The following is a 20,487-nucleotide window of genomic DNA, read 5'->3' as shown; positions in this document are numbered from 1 at the left end:
GAAACCTATATGAACCCAATTGATAGGCTTTTTGAAGCTCTTGAAAAGAAAGATCCAAGTCATTTTGCAGTTAAGCAATACAAGAAATATAAGCTGGCAGCAGGAAAAACTGCCAAGTCAATTCTAATATCTTGTGGAGCAAGACTTGCACCTTTTGATATAAGAGAGCTTAGAGAACTAATGAGCGAAGATGAATTAGAGCTTGATAAAATTGGAGATAGAAAAACTGCTTTATTCGTAATAATATCAGATACAGATGATACCTTTAACTTTGTAGTTTCAATAATGTATTCTCAACTATTTAATCTTCTATGTGATAAGGCAGATGATGTGTATGGTGGAAGACTTCCAGTTCATGTTAGGTGTCTACTTGATGAGTTTGCAAATATAGGATTAATTCCTAAATTTGAAAAATTGATTGCAACAATTCGTTCAAGAGAAATATCGGCAAGCATAATACTGCAAGCACAATCTCAATTAAAAGCAATCTATAAAGACCATGCAGATACAATAGTTGGTAACTGCGACTCTACACTCTTTTTAGGAGGAAAAGAAAAAACAACAGTAAAAGAATTATCTGAAACCTTAGGAAAAGAAACCATAGACCTATATAACACATCAGAAACAAGATCCAATCAAAAATCTTTTGGTCTAAATTACCAAAAAACTGGCAAGGAACTTATGAGTCAAGATGAAATAACTGTAATGGATGGCGGTAAGTGTATTTATCAGTTAAGAGGAGTAAGACCTTTTCTATCTGATAAATTCGATATTACAAAGCATAAGAATTACAAGTTGTTGGAAGATTATGATAAGAAAAACTTGTTTGATGTGGAAGAGTATTTAACAAATAGAGATAAAATAAAAATAAACAGGAACAGTTTGATTACAAGATTATGAATTAAGCCTAGGATAAAAATATTTTTGGTATAATATCTATATAAACCATGGAGGTAGGCATATGAGGTCTTATGAAAGTAAGGAAGAATTAAAAAATGAGATAAAGAAAACTTTTGGAAAATATATTTCAGAGTTTGATAATATCCCAGAAGAATTAAAAGATAAAAGAGTAGATCAAGTTGATAGGACACCAGCTGAAAATCTTGCCTATCAAGTAGGTTGGACAACTTTAGTTTTGAAATGGGAAGAAGATGAAAAAAAGGGAATTGAGGTTAAAACGCCATCTGACAAATTTAAGTGGAATCAACTTGGAGAATTGTATCAATGGTTTACAGATACCTATGCTCATAAATCGTTAAAGGAATTAAAAGAACAACTATCACAGAATATAGAAGATATTTACTCTTTGATAGATAATCTTACAGAGGAAGAATTATTTAAACCACATATGAGAAAATGGGCAGATGAAGCAACAAAAACTGCAACTTGGGAAGTATATAAATTTATCCATGTAAATACAGTAGCACCATTTGGAACATTTAGGACTAAGATTAGAAAATGGAAAAAACTTAATAATTTTGTGAATGTAATTAAATAATAAGGTTGGTGCTTTAATTGAATTATGAAAAATTTAAAAAAATAATAAATAGAAAAACCTCTATAATAGTATTAGATACAAATGTAATACTTGACTTAGCTCGATATTCATTATACAGTAGCAAAAACATATTAGAAATTTTCAAGGAGTGTAAGGATTTAATATGGATTCCGAATCAAGTGTATAAAGAATTTAATAAAAATAAATATAGCGTATTCGGACAATTGAAAAAAAAGTATCAAAATTTTGAAAAAGATTTACTAAGAGTAATTGAAAGGAGTCAAAAAAATTTAGAGAGTGTCTTGATTAAATCATCTAAATATAATTATTTTGGAAGAAAAAATTTGGAGAATGATTTAAATAACAAGTTAGTTGAATTAAAACAAATAATCAAATCTTATAAAAATAGTGTTGGTATTGAATATGATGAAATAACAACAGATTCTCCTGAAATAATTAAAGATATAGATAATCTTATTTCATATTTAGAAAAAAATAATAGGATAGGTAATAGGATAAGGTTTAGTGAACAATTAAAAATTATTAGAGAGGGTGAACTTAGGTATAAATATAAAATTCCGCCTGGATATGAGGACATTAATAAAGATGGAGTTGAAAAATTTGGAGATTTATTTGTTTGGAAAGAGATATTAGATTTACCAGTTGAAAAATCAGTAAAAGATATTATTTTTATTACGAATGATATAAAAGAAGACTGGTGGAGTAAGGATAGTCAAGATAATTTAGTAGTTCACGATAAATTATTAAGTGAATTTAAAGAAAAAAATCCAAATGTAAATATTGAATTTTTAACAACAGGAATGTTTCAGAATTTCGCTTCAAAAGTATATGATAGATATGATTTTAATGTTTATGTAGATTTAAATAGAAAAGATGTGTCATATGTAGAAAGAGTAAAACAAGATATTTCTAATGATATAGTTGACAGTATTTATAATAACAACTATTATTATCTAGAATCGTATGTTATTGGAAGTGAGGGTATTGAAGAATTAGATATAAATAATTGTGAATTCAATGAGATATTAGATACTTATGAAGAGTTTACAGACGAGATTGTTAGTATAACTTATGAGCTAGAATATTTAATAAATTTAAGTTGTGTATCCTTTGATTATTGGGGACGTGATGATGATACAAAAGAAGTCATACAATCACCACCAATAGAACAAGAATTTAGTGGAAGTGTCATAGTTAATGTCACAAGATTAATTAATAAAGATGATATCGAAGAAGATTCTTTTTATATTAATAATGATAAAGAATATACAGATATTGAAATAATTGAAATTCAGATAGATCAAGATTCTATAAACAAAAATGAAGAAGACTACGATGACTCTTATTTAGAAGAGGAGAATTACAATAATGATTATGCATTTATTTGCTCTAAATGTGGAAAGGGATTTAAGGATAGGCGAGAAGATGTAGGTGGTATTTGTCGAGATTGTTCATTTAATGATTAATAATATAGGATATTTTATTAAAGCAGTAATTATAAAGTTTACTGCTTTTTTTATACTCAAAATTAGGAGGTTAAGATGTTAAGGATAAGAGCTCCTACTTAGAACAATTTAATAAGGAATAATGTATAGCGATTGGAAATAAATAGATCCAGTCGCTTTTTTAATTGAAATTTACAGATTAAGGAGAAGAAATTAATGGATAGAGAAATGATAAATATTAATGCAAATTTAGTTAAGGAAGCTGAATTTTCAGAATTTGAAAAAGATGGAGAAAGTGTTCAAGTAGCAAATTTTGCTCTTGTTAAAAAATATGGAAAGGGCAAAGAATATACAAATTGCTCAGTATATGGAGAAAAGGTAGAAATTGTTAAAGAATTTGAAAAAGGAGATCTAATCCATGTTTTTGGTTATTTCAAAGAAAATAAAAAAGGAGATAAGGTCTACAAGAATTTTATAGTTAAATCACTAAACAAAATAGAAAATAAGAAAGAAAACGAGGAGGAATAATATGGAATTTTTTACAGCTGGAGTTGGAGTTTTAAAGACACTTGTAACTGCAATTGGTGCAGGTTTAGGAGCATGGGGAGTTATTAACTTAATGGAAGGTTATGGTAATGATAACCCTGGTGCTAAATCTCAAGGTATTAAGCAGCTTATGGCTGGTGGGGGAATTGTACTAATCGGTATTAAATTAATTCCACTACTTGCAAATGCTTTAAAATAGGAGAAAGTCTATGTTTGGTATCTTTGACAAGCTAACTGAATTTTTTAAGGATATGCTACTCGGAGGTATCAAAGCAAATCTTGAGTCCATGTTCTTAGATATAAATGACAAGGTAGGAGTTATTGCAACTGATGTTGGGAAGACACCAATGGGTTGGAATGGAGAAGTGTATAACTTCATAAAAAACATTAATGATAATGTGATCGTTCCAATAGCAGGTCTTATCATAACAGCAGTTTTATGTATTGAACTCATAAATATGGTTATGCAAAAGAATAATATGCACGATACAGATACTTTTGAGTTTTTCAAATACATTATAAAGATGTTTATAGCAGTCTACCTTGCAAGCCATGCCTTTGAATTTTCAATGGCAGTCTTTGATGTGGCACAAAATCTTGTAAACAAAGCGGCAGGGGTAATCACTACTTCTGCCACTGTTTCAGGAGATCAGATAGTTGCAATGGTTGATACATTAAAAGAAAAAGAAATAGGTGAGCTTTTAATGATATTAGTTGAAACAAGCCTTGTAAGGATTGCAATTCAATGTATATCTTTAACTATTACCTTAATAGTATATGGGCGTATGTTTGAAATATATGTCTACTCATCAGTATCATCCATACCATTTGCGACTATGGGAAATAAAGAATGGGGTCAGATTGGAACAAATTATATCAAGGGACTTTTTGCCTTGGGACTACAAGGTTTGTTTTTGATGGTATGTTTAGGTATCTACACCGTTTTAATAAGAACGGTACAGATTACAGATATTCACGCAAGCTTGTTTAGTATATTAGGATATGCTCTACTACTTGGACTTATGATGTTTAAGAGTGGAACAGTTGCAAAAAGTATTATGAATACACACTAGGAGGAATAAATGTTAAAAAAGAAAAATTGTATTTTATTGGGACTTGGAATTTTATTGGGAGGAACTTATGAAATCTTAAAAGAGAAAAACAGAAATGAAGAGATTAGAAACTTAAAGAAAAGAATAAATAGACTCGGAAGATGTCACAATGAATTTGTTATGTATCAAGGAGAATACAATGACAGAAATGAAGAAAAACAAGAAGAATTAGAAGAAAGAATTAGCTACCTAGAAGAGGAAACAACATCTAATTATGACCATATACTTGAACTTTCTAAAGAAGAAGTAGAGGGAGATTAAAATGGCGTATGTACCAATACCAAAAGATTTGGACAAGATTAAAACAAAGGTTGCCTTTAACTTAACTAAAAGACAACTTATAGGTTTTTCTGTGGCAGGACTAATTGGCATACCAACCTATATATTTATGAAGAAATATCTACCTAATGATGTTTCTATTATTGTAATGCTAATAGTAACCCTGCCAATCTTTTTTATAACCTTATATGAAAAAGACACCTTAACTTTTGAAAAGTATTTTAAATTTTTCTATCTTCATAAGTTTTATCAACCAACTAAGAGAATAAGAAAGGAGGCATACCTTGAAGCAAAGAAAAAAGCAAATCAGCGACTTAAATCTAAGGGAAAAACAATTAAAAAAAGACCGAAAGGAAGTAAGAAGGCTAAAAACAAAGAAAGATCCAAAAAATAGTCTTCTAAGTGTACTTTTAAAGAAAGAGAAAAAGAGATTTACTGTTGAGGATACTATTCCATATATAAGAATGTTACCAGAGGGCATTTGCCAGTTAGATGAAAAAAATTATTCAAAGACAATTTCATTTCAAGATATAAATTACCAGTTGGCATTGGAAGAAGATAGAGATTTAATCTTTAACCAATTTGCCAACTTTTTAAATTCTTTTGATCCAAGTGTCCACGTCGAACTTTCGTATGTAAATCAATTAGGAAGAAGTAAAGACCTACAAGACGCAATTAAAATTGCTGATAAGCGAGACTTCTATGACGATGTAAGAAAAGAGTTTAGGGAGATGTTAAAGCTTCAACTTGCAAAGGGAAATAACGGACTTAAAAAGATGAAGTATATAACCTTTACTACAGAAGCCGATAACCTAGAGCAAGCAAGAGCAAAGTTAAATAGACTTGAAGTAGATATTTTATCTAACTTTAAATCTATGGGAGTAAGAGCAGAGAGTCTTGATGGCGAAGAAAGACTAAGACTTGTTCATGATATGTTAAATCCAGACAAGAACTTTGATTTTTCATATAAAGATTTGAAGAAGAAAGAGTCTGCAAAATCACATATAACTCCCAATATCTTTAATTTTGCACCAGCAAATAATTTTAAATTTGGGAAATTCATTGGAGCAGTAAGTCATTTTCAAATACTTGCAAGTGAGTTATCAGACAGAATGTTATCTGAGTTTTTAGATATTGATGACAATATTTATGTAGCTTTTCATATAGATGTAGTTGAACAAGCAGAAGCTATTAAACTTATTAAGAGAAAAAACACAGACCTAGACAGAATGAAAATTGAAGAACAAAAGAAAGCAGTTCGAGCAGGATATGATATGGATATTATTCCTTCAGATATAAATACCTTTGGTGCGGATGTTAAGTCCATGTTATCTGACTTACAGAATAGAGATGAAAGGCTCTTTGTAGTTACCATAGCAATGATGAATTTTGCTAGGACTAATCAAAAATTAGAAAATACTATTGCTCAAATCTCATCAATTGCTAACAGACATAATTGTCAGGTAAAAAGATTATCTCACCAACAAGAGCAAGGACTTGTTTCTGTCTTACCTCTAGGAGTTAATCAAGTCGAGATAAAAAGATTTTTAACTTCATCATCAACGGCAGTTTTTATGCCTTTTACAACAGAAGAGCTATTTATTGATTCGGCAAATTCTTTGTACTATGGATTAAATGCCCTTAGCCAAAACTTGATTATGGCAGATAGGAAGAAACTAAAGAACCCTAACGGACTAATATTAGGAACACCAGGTTCTGGTAAATCTTTCTCGGCAAAAAGAGAGATGGCAAATGCAATTCTTGTCACAGATGATGATGTAATTATTTGTGATCCTGAAGGCGAGTATTCAAACCTTGTAAAACAATTTAATGGAGAAGTTATTAAAGTTTCAGCAAAATCAAAGGACTATCTAAATCCATTAGATATTAATATGAACTATGGAGATGGGGATGCACCTTTAAAGGATAAGGCAAACTTCATAATGTCTATGCTTGAACTTGTAGTAGGAGGATCTGGTCTTACTGCTGCAGAAAAATCTGTTATAGATAGGTGCTTGCCAAAAATATATCAAAAATATTTTGAAGACCCAAAACCAGAAAATATGCCTATATTAGGAGATTTATACGATATGCTCTTATCTCAAGAAGAGGGAGTTGGTAGGAAGCTCGCAACAGAAATGGAAATTTATGTTAAGGGAAGTCTTAATGTCTTTAATAATAGGTCAAATGTTGACCTAAATAGGCAACTGCTTTGTTTTGATATAAAAGAGCTAGGAACACAACTTAAAAAAATAGGTATGCTTGTAATTCAAGACCAAGTTTGGAACAAGGTTTCCCTAAATAGAGGAAGCAAGTCTACAAGATACTATATAGATGAGTTCCACCTTTTATTAAAAGATCCACAAACTGCTTCATATTCAGTAGAAATCTGGAAAAGATTTAGAAAATGGGGAGGTATCCCAACAGGTATAACTCAAAACGTAAAAGACCTTTTAACAAGTCAGGAAATTGAAAATATCTTTGATAATACAGACTTTGTTCTAATGTTAAATCAAGCATCTGGAGATAGGGATATCCTTGCTAAGAAATTAAAAATATCGCCTTATCAGTTAAACTATATTACTAACTCAAATGCAGGTGAGGGACTCTTATTCTTTGGAAATACTATTGTTCCATTTATTGATAAATTCCCTAAAGACACCATGCTGTATAAGCTAATGACAACAAAACCAGAAGAAGCTAAGTAGGTGTGATATGGATAAAAAACTAAAAAAAGATTTTCAAAAGAAAATTATACGAAATAGGGACGCTCCTGAAAAGAATGTAGATAGTAAACTTGTTCATTCAGATGATTATACCAATAAGATAATTAAGACTAAGGATAGGTTCGGAGATAAAATTTCAGAAAAAGAATCTAAACTTATTCATGAGAATATATTAGCTAAGGATCAAAAACAAGATAAACTAAAAGATTTCCAGAAGGCTAAAAACAAGGAAAGAATTAGAAAAGAAGTTTTAGATAATAAGGATAAGGCTGAAGAAACAAAACAAGCTAATCTTGAAATAAGGGCAGATGAAAGCTTTAAACTTGATGAAGACTTAGATGTAGACTACAAAAAGGTAAATTTTGATAGTGAAAACAGTAGAAATGTTAACTCTAATAAATTAACAACAGATGATATTTCAGCTAAGGCTCAACCAATAAGCAATAAGAAGGAATCAAGTAAAAGACAAGTTCTTAAAAATTACGAGGATAAACTTATCCATAGTAAGGATAAATTCCAAGACAAAATTAACGAGAAAGAGTCTAAGCGAATCCAGACAAGTGAAGATAAACCTATCGAAGCAAAGAAAAGCAAGAGAGTATATAGAAAAGATAAGCTTGTTAAAGATGAAGTAAGTAAGAACGAAAGTAATACTAATATCGATAAAAAGCAAAAGCAGAAACTTTATCAAGAAAAGAAGTTTAGAGATAAGGAAAAAATTTCTAAAGAGATAGATAAAGAAAGTAAGCTAAGCGAAGTTGATACAGATAAAACATTTGATAATCCTGAGTTTAAAGACAATAATCAAGAATTTATAAAAGATGAAAAGGAAACAAGCCTTAAAGCTTCAGAACAAAAGAAAGTTAACAAAAAGAAGACCTACTACAAAAGAAAAAATTATGAAAGTGATAAATTCACTCGAAAGAAAATCGATGACTTAAAAGATGAATCTAAGAAAGTTACAAGAAAAGATTCTAAGAAGGCACAAGATGTTAAAGATTTTATATCAGATAAAAAGATTGGAGAGCTTGAAAAGTCTAAAAGCAATCTAAAGGATAATATCTTAAAGAATAAAACTAAAGGAAGTCTATCTTCTGGAGTTTTATTATCTGGAGCTAAGTCTTCAGAGTTAGTGAGAGATTATTTAAGTTCAGGATCTGATAATACTGGTGTAGAATCTGGAGAAAAGGTCGCCAATGTAAGCTCTAAACTCCAGCATGGAATAAGGAAGTATAAGCTAGACAAAAAGAAAAAGTCCTTAAAAAAGCTATCTAAACTCGATAAGAAAATAAGAAAGAGAAAAAGCAAGTTGGAGTTTAAAAGCGGCTTGGAAGATTTAAAAAAGTCAGACGCCTATATAAAGAAAAATAGATTTAAGAAGTTTTACCAAAGAAAGCAAATGAAAAGCATGATAGCTAAAAAGCACGAAACAAGACTTGTAGATAGAGTTAAAAAAGCTATTTTAAGTTTAGGTAAGGCTTCTAAAGAGCTAATCGTAAGAAAAAGTAAGATGGTTCTATTTCTAGTAATAGGACTAGGTCTTATGCTATCAATCATGATTGGTGGTGGAAGTGTTGGTATGAGTGGACTAAGTAACTCAGTAAACTCAGTAATGACAACAACATACCTATCACAAGATACAGTTCTAAGTGAAGTTAATCAAGAATTTTCATCAATGGAATATGACCTACAATCACAAATCGAAAGTGTAAAAACAAGTCATCCTGGATATGACGAATATATCATAAATAAAGAAGGAGAAATTGGTCATAATACCCATGAACTTTTATCCTATATAACTTCAAGATGTGGAGAAGTAAAATCAGCATCTGAAGTAAAAGGAATTTTAAAAGAACTTTTCGATAAGATGTATAAGCTTGATTTTAAGGAAGAAATTGAAATTAGAACAAGAACAGTAGCAAGAACTAGATATGATAGTCGTGGCAATCCTTATACTAGTTATGAAAAAGAAGAGTACGAATATAAAAAGTTAATTGTAACTTTAAAGAAAAAAGAAATGGATGAAGTTGTTAGGGAAATATTTAAAGATTATCCAGACAATGTAGTTCATTATGAAGCTCTTCTTGAAGCTAAGGGGAATATGGGAGATGTTTTTGGATCGGGTAATGGGGACTTAGGAGAAATAGTAGACAATCCAAACTTTGGAAATCCTGGTCTTGCTTTTGATTCAGCTACTGCAAAAGCCTTATTTAATGAAGCAGAAAAACATATAGGCAAAAGATATGTGTTTGGAGCAAGTGGACCATCTAACTTTGATTGTTCAGGTTTTGTATGTTGGTCATTTACAAAGTCTGGTGTAAAGAGTATGCCAAGAACAACTGCATGGAGAATATACAAAGACTATTGTAATCCAGTAAGTCCAAGTGAAGCTCAACCTGGAGATATTATATTTTTCCATTCAACATATAACAGTGGAACTCCAATATCTCATGTAGGAATATACGCAGGTAATGGAATGATGATTCACGCAGGAGATCCAATTCAATACACATCAATAAATTCAAAATATTGGAAATCACACTTTTATGGTTTTGGAAGACCAAGATAGAAGGGAGATATTGTGTGAACAGAAAACTTATAAGTATCAGGAACAAAAAGAAAAAAATAGAAGAGAAGTTAAAAGATTTAAATGCAAAATACAAGGAAATTTGCGATGAAGAAATACAAGTTGAGAATGAAGAAATAATTGTAACTCTTAGGAGAAACAATATTAGCTTGGAAGAATTAATGGAGAAAATTAATGACAGAAAAATAGAAGAAAAATTAAAAGAAAAGGAGAACATTCATAATGAAGAAATTTAATACGAACAGACTAAGAGCCTTTTTTATGGCTCTTTTATTAGTTTTAACATCAACCTCAACTACTAATGTACTAGCTAAAGCTGATGATACAGATGGTAGTAAAAAAGTGATAGAAAGTTCTATAAGTAAAATTAGTGATTTAGAAAATCAGATCAAAGACTTAAATGATAAGAAACAAGAAGACCAATCAAAGATAGATGAATTAAAGGAAAAGTTAGAATCTTGCAAAGATAATGGAGAGAATCTGAAACAAGAAAAGGCTAAATTAGAAGAAAAGATTAGAGATAAAGATAATAAGATTGTTCAATTGAATAAAGAAATTGAGAATCTTAGAAACTCCAATAATGATGAACTAATAGCAGAAATTACTCAACTTAAAGATGAATTAAAAAGATTACAAGATGAAAATGCAAAACTAAAAGAAGATTATTCATCTACAAAATGGGAGTTAGAAGCTGAGAAAGAAAAGACCGATAAAAACGAAAATAAAGTCAAAGAAATGCAAGAAAAGCTCGAGTCTTTAGAAGAGGAACTTTCAAAGAAGACTAAAGAAATTGAGGATAAAAATAATAGAATTAAGGACTTAGAAAAAGTTCTTGAAGAAAAAGATACTAAGATAAAAGAATTAGAGAATAAAAAGAAAGAGACAGAAAATTCTAAGTCAGAATGCTTTAAGAAAATTGAAGAGCTTCAAAAGGCTATTGATAGTTTAAAAGAATCTTCTGAAAATACTAAAAAAGAATTAGAAGAAAAAATTAAAGAACTAGAAGAAAAACAAAAAGCTTCTGAAGAAGAAATTAAAAAGCTAAAAGAAGAATTAGATAAGAAAATTGAAGAAGCAAAGAAGTTAATCGAGGAAGCAAATAAAAAAGCGAAAGAAGAACTTGAAAAACAAGTTAAAGATGAAAAAGACAAAAATCTAAACCAAGACTTATCTAAGAAATTAGATGAACTTCTAAAACTCCAAAAAGAAAACAAAGATAAGAAAGAAGATAATAAATCTCAAGATAAAAAGTGGGACGAAATTTTGAAAGCTGATGATAAGAATATCCTAAATCAATTTGATCTTAACAAGATGAAAAAGCAAGAAGAAAAACAGGACAAAAAACAAGTTAAAGATGAAAAAGAATTTGCAGTTTTCCAAGTAGACAAAAACTTTTATAACATTATCAACAAAGATGGTAAGACAACAGTATATATGGATGTAAAAACTTATGTAGACCAAGGAAGAACTATGATTCCAGTAAGATATATTGCTTATACTCTAGGTTTTAATGTTGAGTATGACAACTCTACTCGTGAAGCTATTTTCTCAAATAAAGAGAATAATATCCTAGCAAAAAAGACATTAAGACTAAATATTGATACTGGTGTTATGAAAGATTCAGATGGAAAGGTCTACAATTCAGATGTTAAGCCAGTGATTATAAATGGAAGAATTCATGCTTCAATTTCAAATATTGCTAAAGCTTTTGGAGCAAGTCATGGAGATATTAAAGATGGCAAAAACCAAACAATAGAATGGGACAATGCTAGAAAAGCAGTCTATGTATTTAAAAATGTAAAATAAGAAAGGATAGAAAAATGAATAAGAGTATTAAACGAGGAGTAGCCATAGCGTTACTCCTTTTTACATTTACAGTACCAGCAACTACATTTGCGATGACAAATGAAGGACAAATTGAAAGTCAAAACGAATCAATCTATGAACCACAAAAAGAAGAATTTGAGAAAATGTTGAAAGATGATGTTTTTACACCATCAAAAGAAGAAATTCCTTATCAAGATGTTCCAAGAATACAAGGAAATACAAGTGAAGCAACCAAGCCTTCAAATAATCCACCAAAGAAAACCCCACTTGTAAAAGGTGGTAATACAAAGGCAGTAAATAATCTTGCAACACAAGAAAATAAGGCAAGAGGTTCAGTAATTGAAAATGTAGATAGGAATGGAAAAGATATTACACCAAGTGGAGATACAGAAAAAGATAAAGAAAATCCAGTTGATGTAAGACAATTTTTAACATTTCAAACCAAAAGTGGAAAAACTATGCACCTAATAGTAGATCACTCATCAAATCAAGATAATGTAAGGCTATTGACAGAAGTAGGAGAGCAAGACCTGCTTAATATGATTGAATCAGAAGATAAAAACACTATAAAGGTTGAAGAGCCTAAGAAAGAAGAAGTAAAAAAAGAAGAACCTAAGACTGTTCCAGTAAAAGAAGAAAAGAAAAGCGGGATAGGTTCATTTCTAATTGTTGCACTTGTAATTGGAGGAGTTATAGGAGCAGGATATTATTTTAAAGTAGTCAAAGCTAAGGAAGATAGAATGTTGGAAGACTTTGAAGAAGATGATGAGGATTATGTTAGTGAGTCAGAAGATGAATCTGACAATTAAGAAAGTCATGAAGAATCTTTAGATGAAGATGATGAACTATTATAAGGATATTAAACTTAAGTACAATTGAACTTTTGTCACGAATATGATACAATATCCGTGACAAAGGAGAATTGTAATGAGTTCATATATGGAAATAATATCAGATAAAATAAATAGTTTTGATTCACATAAAGTATTTTTTGCAAATGACTTTTTAGATATTGCATCTAATGCTACAGTTAGACAAATATTAAAAAGATTAGCAGATGAAGATAAAATCAAGCGTGTCATCGATGGCTTTTATTACAATCCAAGATATAGCGAATTAATTGGAGAGTACGAAGCAGTATCAATTCACGAGTTAGCACTTGCCATAGCAAGAAAATACAATTGGAATATTGCACCATATAATAGCACAGCCTTAAACTTATTAGGACTTTCAACACAAGTTCCAACTCACTATAAATATATATCTAGTGGAAGATACAAAAAATATAAAATAGGGGATACCATTTTAGAATTTAAAAAAGTAAATCCAGGAGAGATTGCTAATATGTCCTTAAAGACAGCGACTGTAATTCAGGCAATCAAGTCTTTGGGAAAAGAAAATATAACTAACGAAGTTATACAAAAGATAAGAAAAAATTTAAGTGAAAAAGAAAGAATAGACTTAATGAACGAGTCAAAATCAGTTCCATCATGGATATATGAAGTAATAAGAGAAATTTCTGAGGGCAAAAATGAATAAGTTTTATATAGAAAACAAAGAAGACTTAAGAATTTTAATAGTAAATACAGCCAGAAAGGAGAATATATCTGAGGCAGTTATTGAAAAAGACTATTGGGTTACTTTTATCTTAGACTATCTATTTAATGAAAATAAATGGAAAGAATATTTAACCTTTAAAGGTGGCACATCACTTTCAAAATGTTTTGGACTCATTGAAAGATTTTCTGAAGATATAGATCTAATCTTAGATTGGCGATTATTAGGCTATGAAGAAAAAGAACCATGGATTGAAAGGTCAAATACCAAGCAAGATAAATTCAACAAAACAGTTAATGAAAAGACAGAACTTTTTTTAAGAGATGAATTTTTAAAAGTTTTAGAAGAAGATTTAAAGGATTTTGATTTTGAATTTTCTATAGATACAATAGATCCACAAACAATTCTTTGTAAATATCCTAAAATTTTTGAATCTAATTATTTGACACAAAATATAAGACTTGAAATAGGAAGCCTTGCAGCATGGACACCTGCAATTGATGTTGAAATATTACCAATAATTGGAGAAGCCTATCCAAACGTATTTAAAGAAAAAACTAATATAAGAACAGTATCAGCAGAGAGAACTTTTTGGGAAAAGGCAACTATACTTCATCATGAAGCGAATAGACCAGAATCTTCTCCTATGCCACATAGGTATGCAAGACACTTTTATGACTTATATAAAATAGCAAATTCAGATTATAAAAACAAAGCCTTAGAGGATAAGGATTTATTAAAAAAAGTGACTGAATTTAAAATGAAATTCTACCCTAGAAAGTGGGCAAGGTATGAAGAAGCACTAAATGGAAGATTAAGATTAGTCCCAAGAGAGTACCGATTTTCTGAAATAGAGAAAGATTATAAGGCTATGTCAGAAATGATATATGGAGACTATCCAAACTTTGAAGAGATTATAAAAGTTCTTAAAGAACTAGAAAAAGAAATTAATAAGTAGAATTTTCCCGAAAATAATATAATCTTCGGGAGAAATACTTTGAGCGAGAGAGAAATCTTTCGCTCTTTTTTTTATTTATGGAGGTATTAATGAAATTAGTAATAGCAGAAAAGCCAAGTGTAGCAGTTACAATTGCAAAAGTAATTGGAGCAAGAACAAGAAAAAACGGATATTATGAGGGGAATGGATACATTGTTTCTTGGTGTGTAGGTCATTTAATTCAAATGGCAAGTCCAGATAAGATAGACGAAAAATGGAAGAAGTGGACAATAGAAACTCTTCCTATAATTCCAGAAGAATATATTTATGAAGTATCTAAAAACACTAAGAAACAATATGGGGTTTTAAAGAAACTTTTAAACAATAAGAACATCGATACAGTTATAAATGCTTGTGATGCTGGTAGAGAGGGAGAGCTTATTTTTAGGCTTGTATATAATCAAGCTAAATGTAAGAAGAAGATTCAAAGGCTTTGGATATCTTCAATGGAAAACAAGGCTATTGAAGATGGCTTTAGAAATCTTAAAGACGGAGAAAACTTTGAAGACCTATATAGATCAGCAAGTGCAAGAGCTATTGCAGATTGGCTTGTAGGAATGAATTTAAGTAGGCTTTATTCTTGCATTTACAAGGAAACATATTCAGTTGGTAGAGTACAAACACCAACTCTATATTTAATAGCTAAGAGGGATAGTGAAATAAACCTATTTAAGAAGCAAAAATATTACACAGTTGACCTATCTTATAAAGGATTGAAGCTAGTATCAGATAGAATTGATAAAATTGAAGTTGCAGAACAACTATTAAATCTGCTAGAAGATGAAATAGTTATTACAGAGGTAGAAGACAAAGAAGTAAGCACAAAACCAGATAAACCTTATGATCTCACTACCTTACAAAGAGAAGCAAATAAATATTTTGGGTATTCAGCAAATGATACTTTAAATCTAGCACAAGCTTTGTATGAAAAAAAGCTAATCACATATCCAAGAACAGATAGTAGGTACTTAACCGATGATATGGTTAATACTATGAAAGAATTATTAGAAGGACTTGAAGAAGATTTTAAGGTTAATGAATCAAATTTTAAGTCTATTTTTGATTCATCTAAGGTTACAGACCACTATGCAATTATTCCTACTATATCTCGTATTGGAAAAGCTAGAGATTTATCTGATAAAGAAAGCAAAATCTATAATTTAGTTAAGAATAAATTACTTGCTTCATGTTCGGATAACTTAAAGGAATCTAGTAGAAAAATCAGATATGAATATGATAAATTTAACTTCAATGCAAGTGGAAAGACTATAATCGATGAAGGTTATACCAAGTATCTAAAGCCTTATGGAAAGGAAAGACAAGAAAATGAATTACCAGATGTAAAGACTGGAGATAAAATTAAGCTAACTTCTAAAAATATATCGGAGAAATTTACCAAAGCTCCAAGTCATTATAATGAAAATACACTTTTAAAGGCTATGGAGAGTGCAGGAGTAGAATCCCTGGATAAAGAAATAGAAGTGGAAAGAAAAGGCTTAGGAACACCAGCTACAAGAGCAGGAATTATCGAAAATCTTATCCATAAGGATCTCATAAGAAGAGATAAGAAAAATCTACTTGTAACAGAAAAAGGCAATAGACTTGTATCAATTGTAGAAGATAAGTTTAAGTCTGCAGAAACGACATCTGAATGGGAAATGAAACTTGCAAAGATTAGCTCTGGAAAAGTAGATAAAGAAGACTTTTTAAGAGAAATAGAAGATAGTATAAGGGAGCTTGTAGATAGGTACAAGAATAATCTAAATGAATAAGGTAAAAATATTAGAGCTTTTCGGTGGCATAGGTGCTATTAGAAAGGCTTTTATTAATTTGAAAATACCTTATGAAGTTGTTGATTATGTAGAAATAGATAAGGCTTGTGTTAAATCATACAATGCACTTTATGGAGAAGACTATAAGCCAAAATCAGTAGTAGGATATAAAGCTCCTAATGAAAAGATAGACTTAATTATGCATGGAAGTCCTTGCCAAGACTTTTCAAGAATAGGGAAAAAGCAAGGAGGAGCAAAGAATTCTGGAACTAGATCAAGCTTACTATTTGAAACAATTAGAATAATAAAAGAAATGAAAGAAAAACCTAAATGGATAATTTGGGAAAATGTAAAGGGAGTCCTTGATAGAAATATGAGGGACTCCTTTTTTATTTATCTAAAGGAGCTAGAGAACCTTGGATATGAGAGTAAGTATGAAATTTTAAATGCAATGGACTTTGGGATACCTCAAAAAAGAGAAAGGATATTTGTTGTTTCATGTCTTGGAGCAAATAGCTTTTCTTTTAATAAATTGGAGAGGAAAGAAACAAGACCACTAAGTGAATTTTTAGAAAAGGATGTAAGTGAACTTTATACAATGACCCAACCTTATATGCTGAAATTTTTAAATAAAGGTATAGATAATAGTTTTAGAGGGCGACTAAAAGTGATTAAAGATTTTTCTTATACTATTTCTACAAAACAGATGAGAGTACCTAATTCTGGAATAATAGATATTGGAAATGGTCAGTATAGGTATTTAACAGAAAGAGAATGTCTAAGACTAATGGGTTTTGATGATAGTGATATAGACAAATTAGAGAAAGTACATCCAAGAAGAAAAAATTGTACTTCAAGCAAGCTATATAAGCAGGCCGGCAATTCTATTGTGGTTGATGTTTTAATGGCAATTACTAAAGTGTTAATGTAGGTTAGTGTAATTAATATACTAAAGATGATATAATAAATAATAGAAAGGACATAACGATGGATATTAGAAAATTTATTTCAAAATTTAAAAATCATCCAGTTCTTTTTATTGGTACTGGCATGAGTTTAAGGTATTTAGAAAATTCATTTAGCTGGGATGCCTTATTAAAAAGAATTTCTTTTGATTTAACTAACAGCGATGAATTTTTTTATGATATAAAATCAAAGTATCATGATGAATATGGATATAAATATGACTTAATAGCATCGGATTTACAAAAAAGATTCGATGAGGATGTGATGAATGATAGAAATGGGAAATTTAAATATATAAATGATGAATTTTATGAATTGATGGATAAAGGTAGAAACATAAGTAGATTTAAAATTTATATATCTAAGATCCTTAATGAACTTGATTATAAAAACATTGATGAATTAAATGAATTTAAAAAATCAAGAAAGAATATCAGCTCTATTATAACTACAAATTATGACGTTATGCTCGAAGATATATTTGGATTTAAACCATTAATAGGTAATGATATTTTATTAAGTGACCCATATGGATCTATATATAAAATTCATGGATGTGTTACTCAACCTGATAAAATAATAATTACCAATCAAGACTATAATAAATTTAACGAAAAATATGAATTAATAAGAGCTCAACTTCTATCTTTATTTATGCATAATCCAATAATATTTATGGGTTATAGTATAAGTGACAATAATATCAAGAGTATATTAAAAACCATTTTTACTTATGTTGATCCAAATTCAGATGAAGCGGAAAAAGTCAGAAGGAATTTTTTATTAGTAGAACATGAGAAAGATTCTGATAATACTCAAGTAGTAGATCATGATATAGATATCCAAGGAATTCCAACAATAAAGATAAATAAAATAAAGACTGATAATTTTACTTTAATATATAAAACCTTAGCAAACTTACAATTGCCAGTATCTGCAATGGATATAAGGAAAGTTCAAAATGTTTTTAGAGATATAAAATCAGGTGGAGATATAAAAGTTAGTATAACTGATGATTTAGACTCTTTAAAAAATTCAGAAAAAGTTATAGCTGTGGGATCTGTTAATACAATAAAATATTCATTTCAAAATACAAGCGAGATTATGAAAAATTATTTTAAAATAATTGAAGAAGAAAACTTTCAGTTGCTTGAAGTTATAGATAAACTAACAATTCAATCTCAACAATTTTTTCCTATTTTTGGTTTTTCAAAAATAAATAAAAACATTAAACGCACAGAAGATCTTAAAGAAAAACAAAGAGAAAAGATGAGAGTTTTAGAAAAAACAATGATGGAAAAGAAAAATTTAAAGGAAACTCCGAATACAATTAGAGAAATTTTAAAGAGTGAGACGATAGGAATCAGTTTAAAACCTAATTTAATAGCTTATCAAATTTTAAAAGGTAATGTAACTTTGGAAGATGCAGAAAATTATTTTAAGTCGTTGAGTGAAGAAGATAAGACAAAAACAGAATATAGAAGGCAATTGTGTGCGTATGATCTAAAAAAATATGATAAATAACACAAGTAATAATATACAATAAAAAGTCGGTAGATAAACAAAAATCTATCGTCTTTTTTATTACTCTAAAAAGGAGGTAGAAAATGCAAGTAAATGATTTTAAGAATATACAAGAAGCAATTAAGTATGAAGTTTTGCAAGATGAAAAAGAATATTTAAAACTCTTAAAAGTTATAGGCAATAATCAGAAATATGATTTTTCTAGTCAATTGAGTATATATAACAAAGAACCTGAAGCTAGAGCTTGTGCGACTTTTGATATGTGGAAGAAATATTTTGGAAGAGTTGTTATGAGAGGTCAAAAGGGTATTCCGATTTTAGTTGGAAGTGATGTAAATCAAAGAATTTCATACATCTTTGATATTAGTCAGACCACATCAATGGATAGGAATATTAATGAGGTTAGCTTATGGCAGTTTGACCACGAAAATCATAACGATGCTTTAAAAGAAATAATAAATGCTTCCTCATTTGAAGCTAGTGATTCACTTAATGAAAATATATTTTCTTTAAGTCGAATTTATGGTGATGAATATATTAACTTGGCTCTAGCTGATTTGAGGATAGATATAGAGGATAGACTGAGTTTTGAAAAGTTTATGAGAGACTCAATATCCTATTCAGTAGCTAATAGGTTTAATACAGTGTATCCTATGGATATGGAAAATTTAAAAAATAATTTTTCTAGGATTAATACAATTTCTTTAGAACAGATAGGTCTTGTAATATCAAGGGTTAGTGAAGATATTATAGATAGCACAATAGAAAAATCTAAGGAAATGGATCGTGCTAGGCTGCTGACAGAAAGGGCCGGTGGCGACTATAATAGAGATATAGAAAATATAAACGAAGATAGAGGAGGTCAAAATGATTTATATAGACGAGATGATAGGTCAAGAAGTAGAGATGGACGAGTTTTCACAGATGGAAGCGACAGAAGAAATAGCGATGAAGATCGAAGAGAAAACATTGGATATGATGGAGAAGGATCTGGAATTTATGGAGAGATTTCCGAATCCGACATACGCAGTTCTAAGACTGTCTTACCTAGTAGGGAGCGAGGACATGGAGAACTGGAAGAAACTTCAGGAAATGTACGAGGAGAAAACACTTTTGAACCATCTGAAGGAAATCCAGAATCAGGCAGTGGACTTTATCAAGAGAGAGAAAGTCAAAATGATGAAAGCACAAGGATTGACAGAGAAGATGATGAGAGAGAATCCAGAGGAATACCAAGGACAGATGAACAACTTGATGGCAACAGTCAAGAAAATGGCAATCAAGGAATACGTGGAAGCTTAGAAAACGAAATAAGCCAAGAAAAGGAAGCTGATGAAGCTTCTTTTTTTGATGGCAACAACAATGAAAACAGAAAAGATTACTGGATTGTAGAATTTAATGAAAACCACGAATTAGTTCCCGATTATAGTGGGCAGATAGTAACTAAAGATTTAATTAATGTCCTAAGACAAAAGGATATTGATGTTAAAGACCATAATCAAACTCTTGGAGAAAATGAATTTGGAGAAATGACTGATGATTATATCGGATATTTCAAATTCTATTTTGACCACTATGTAGATGGCGAAGTTGTCGAACACTATAGGATTGACCTTGGTGATGGTGAAGA

Annotated in this window: 18 protein-coding genes and 1 pseudogene; all 19 read left to right on the top strand. The window is 30.0% G+C overall.

Annotated features, from left to right (window positions below; all coding sequences use genetic code 11):
- Positions 1-900 (top strand): VirD4-like conjugal transfer protein, CD1115 family (locus ABID14_RS09750; protein ID WP_354369519.1); only part of this gene is annotated, 900 nt, incomplete at its 5' end.
- A 61-nt stretch (positions 901-961) separates the two neighbouring features.
- Entirely contained in the window at positions 962-1,498 is a 537-nt protein-coding gene (locus ABID14_RS09745) for a ClbS/DfsB family four-helix bundle protein (protein ID WP_001258251.1), read from the top strand.
- A 17-nt stretch (positions 1,499-1,515) separates the two neighbouring features.
- Entirely contained in the window at positions 1,516-2,985 is a 1,470-nt protein-coding gene (locus ABID14_RS09740) for a PIN-like domain-containing protein (protein WP_001105422.1), read from the top strand.
- 195 nt (positions 2,986-3,180) lie between these two features.
- Positions 3,181-3,492, top strand: a complete 312-nt coding sequence (locus ABID14_RS09735) for a single-stranded DNA-binding protein (RefSeq protein WP_000373441.1) — start codon at positions 3,181-3,183, stop codon at positions 3,490-3,492.
- Position 3,493: 1 nt separating this feature from the next.
- The gene (locus ABID14_RS09730) at positions 3,494-3,709 is read left to right on the top strand and encodes a Maff2 family mobile element protein (protein WP_000394203.1); all 216 of its coding nucleotides are present in this window, start codon (positions 3,494-3,496) and stop codon (positions 3,707-3,709) included.
- 10 nt (positions 3,710-3,719) lie between these two features.
- On the top strand, positions 3,720-4,583 hold the full coding sequence (locus ABID14_RS09725; RefSeq protein WP_000466919.1) for a VirB6/TrbL-like conjugal transfer protein, CD1112 family: 864 nt from the start codon (positions 3,720-3,722) through the stop codon (positions 4,581-4,583).
- Positions 4,584-4,592: 9 nt separating this feature from the next.
- Positions 4,593-4,883 (top strand): hypothetical protein, encoded by a 291-nt coding sequence (locus ABID14_RS09720; RefSeq protein ID WP_354369515.1) that lies wholly within the window; start codon positions 4,593-4,595, stop codon positions 4,881-4,883.
- Between the two features lies 1 nt (position 4,884).
- Entirely contained in the window at positions 4,885-5,295 is a 411-nt protein-coding gene (locus ABID14_RS09715; protein WP_354369513.1) for a PrgI family protein, read from the top strand.
- Positions 5,186-7,609, top strand: coding sequence for a VirB4-like conjugal transfer ATPase, CD1110 family (locus ABID14_RS09710; RefSeq protein ID WP_354369511.1), 2,424 nt, complete (start codon positions 5,186-5,188; stop codon positions 7,607-7,609). The genes ABID14_RS09715 and ABID14_RS09710 overlap by 110 nt, the downstream gene beginning before the upstream one ends.
- 7 nt (positions 7,610-7,616) lie before the next feature.
- Positions 7,617-10,196, top strand: a complete 2,580-nt coding sequence (locus tag ABID14_RS09705; protein ID WP_354369509.1) for a CD1108 family mobile element protein — start codon at positions 7,617-7,619, stop codon at positions 10,194-10,196.
- Positions 10,197-10,210: 14 nt separating this feature from the next.
- Positions 10,211-10,450, top strand: a complete 240-nt coding sequence (locus ABID14_RS09700; protein ID WP_110058823.1) for a hypothetical protein — start codon at positions 10,211-10,213, stop codon at positions 10,448-10,450.
- Complete coding sequence (locus ABID14_RS09695) at positions 10,437-12,020, top strand: stalk domain-containing protein (protein ID WP_112890530.1); 1,584 nt, start codon at positions 10,437-10,439, stop codon at positions 12,018-12,020. The genes ABID14_RS09700 and ABID14_RS09695 overlap by 14 nt, the downstream gene beginning before the upstream one ends.
- A 14-nt stretch (positions 12,021-12,034) precedes the next feature.
- The gene (locus tag ABID14_RS09690; RefSeq protein WP_094208738.1) at positions 12,035-12,850 is read left to right on the top strand and encodes a CD1107 family mobile element protein; all 816 of its coding nucleotides are present in this window, start codon (positions 12,035-12,037) and stop codon (positions 12,848-12,850) included.
- Positions 12,851-12,968: 118 nt separating this feature from the next.
- Positions 12,969-13,580, top strand: coding sequence for a DUF6088 family protein (locus ABID14_RS09685; RefSeq protein WP_271848394.1), 612 nt, complete (start codon positions 12,969-12,971; stop codon positions 13,578-13,580).
- A complete protein-coding gene (locus tag ABID14_RS09680; RefSeq protein WP_285073044.1) occupies positions 13,573-14,556 on the top strand; it encodes a nucleotidyl transferase AbiEii/AbiGii toxin family protein in 984 nt (327 codons plus the stop codon). Before ABID14_RS09685 ends, ABID14_RS09680 begins: the two co-directional genes overlap by 8 nt.
- A gap of 89 nt (positions 14,557-14,645) precedes the next feature.
- Positions 14,646-16,367 carry a DNA topoisomerase 3 gene (locus ABID14_RS09675; protein WP_094208737.1) on the top strand — a complete coding sequence of 574 codons (1,722 nt, stop codon included), beginning with the start codon at positions 14,646-14,648 and terminating at the stop codon, positions 16,365-16,367.
- On the top strand, positions 16,360-17,298 hold the full coding sequence (locus ABID14_RS09670) for a DNA cytosine methyltransferase (protein ID WP_019132808.1): 939 nt from the start codon (positions 16,360-16,362) through the stop codon (positions 17,296-17,298). Before ABID14_RS09675 ends, ABID14_RS09670 begins: the two co-directional genes overlap by 8 nt.
- Before the next feature lie 56 nt (positions 17,299-17,354).
- Positions 17,355-18,857, top strand: coding sequence for an SIR2 family protein (locus tag ABID14_RS09665; RefSeq protein WP_019132807.1), 1,503 nt, complete (start codon positions 17,355-17,357; stop codon positions 18,855-18,857).
- An 83-nt stretch (positions 18,858-18,940) separates the two neighbouring features.
- Positions 18,941-20,487: pseudogene (locus ABID14_RS10145) on the top strand (helicase-related protein); the annotation flags it as partial.

This window comes from Peptoniphilus olsenii, assembly GCF_040545475.1.
In the GTDB taxonomy this organism is placed as follows: Bacteria; Bacillota; Clostridia; order Tissierellales; family Peptoniphilaceae; genus Peptoniphilus_A; species Peptoniphilus_A olsenii.
The sequence above is the reverse complement of the archived record's forward strand: the minus strand, read 5'-3'. Positions and strand labels throughout refer to the sequence as shown.

What these genes read in the sequence shown, in the direction of transcription:
- ABID14_RS09695 (WP_112890530.1), top strand. Translation starts at nt 10,437, where the DNA reads ATGAAGAAATTTAATACGAACAGACTAAGAGCCTTTTTTATGGCTCTT.
- ABID14_RS09715 (WP_354369513.1), top strand. Translation starts at nt 4,885, where the DNA reads ATGGCGTATGTACCAATACCAAAAGATTTGGACAAGATTAAAACAAAG.
- ABID14_RS09720 (WP_354369515.1), top strand. Translation starts at nt 4,593, where the DNA reads ATGTTAAAAAAGAAAAATTGTATTTTATTGGGACTTGGAATTTTATTG.
- ABID14_RS09735 (WP_000373441.1), top strand. Translation starts at nt 3,181, where the DNA reads ATGGATAGAGAAATGATAAATATTAATGCAAATTTAGTTAAGGAAGCT.
- ABID14_RS09705 (WP_354369509.1), top strand. Translation starts at nt 7,617, where the DNA reads ATGGATAAAAAACTAAAAAAAGATTTTCAAAAGAAAATTATACGAAAT.
- ABID14_RS09670 (WP_019132808.1), top strand. Translation starts at nt 16,360, where the DNA reads ATGAATAAGGTAAAAATATTAGAGCTTTTCGGTGGCATAGGTGCTATT.
- ABID14_RS09690 (WP_094208738.1), top strand. Translation starts at nt 12,035, where the DNA reads ATGAATAAGAGTATTAAACGAGGAGTAGCCATAGCGTTACTCCTTTTT.
- ABID14_RS09665 (WP_019132807.1), top strand. Translation starts at nt 17,355, where the DNA reads ATGGATATTAGAAAATTTATTTCAAAATTTAAAAATCATCCAGTTCTT.
- ABID14_RS09730 (WP_000394203.1), top strand. Translation starts at nt 3,494, where the DNA reads ATGGAATTTTTTACAGCTGGAGTTGGAGTTTTAAAGACACTTGTAACT.
- ABID14_RS09685 (WP_271848394.1), top strand. Translation starts at nt 12,969, where the DNA reads ATGAGTTCATATATGGAAATAATATCAGATAAAATAAATAGTTTTGAT.
- ABID14_RS09725 (WP_000466919.1), top strand. Translation starts at nt 3,720, where the DNA reads ATGTTTGGTATCTTTGACAAGCTAACTGAATTTTTTAAGGATATGCTA.
- ABID14_RS09675 (WP_094208737.1), top strand. Translation starts at nt 14,646, where the DNA reads ATGAAATTAGTAATAGCAGAAAAGCCAAGTGTAGCAGTTACAATTGCA.
- ABID14_RS09745 (WP_001258251.1), top strand. Translation starts at nt 962, where the DNA reads ATGAGGTCTTATGAAAGTAAGGAAGAATTAAAAAATGAGATAAAGAAA.
- ABID14_RS09680 (WP_285073044.1), top strand. Translation starts at nt 13,573, where the DNA reads ATGAATAAGTTTTATATAGAAAACAAAGAAGACTTAAGAATTTTAATA.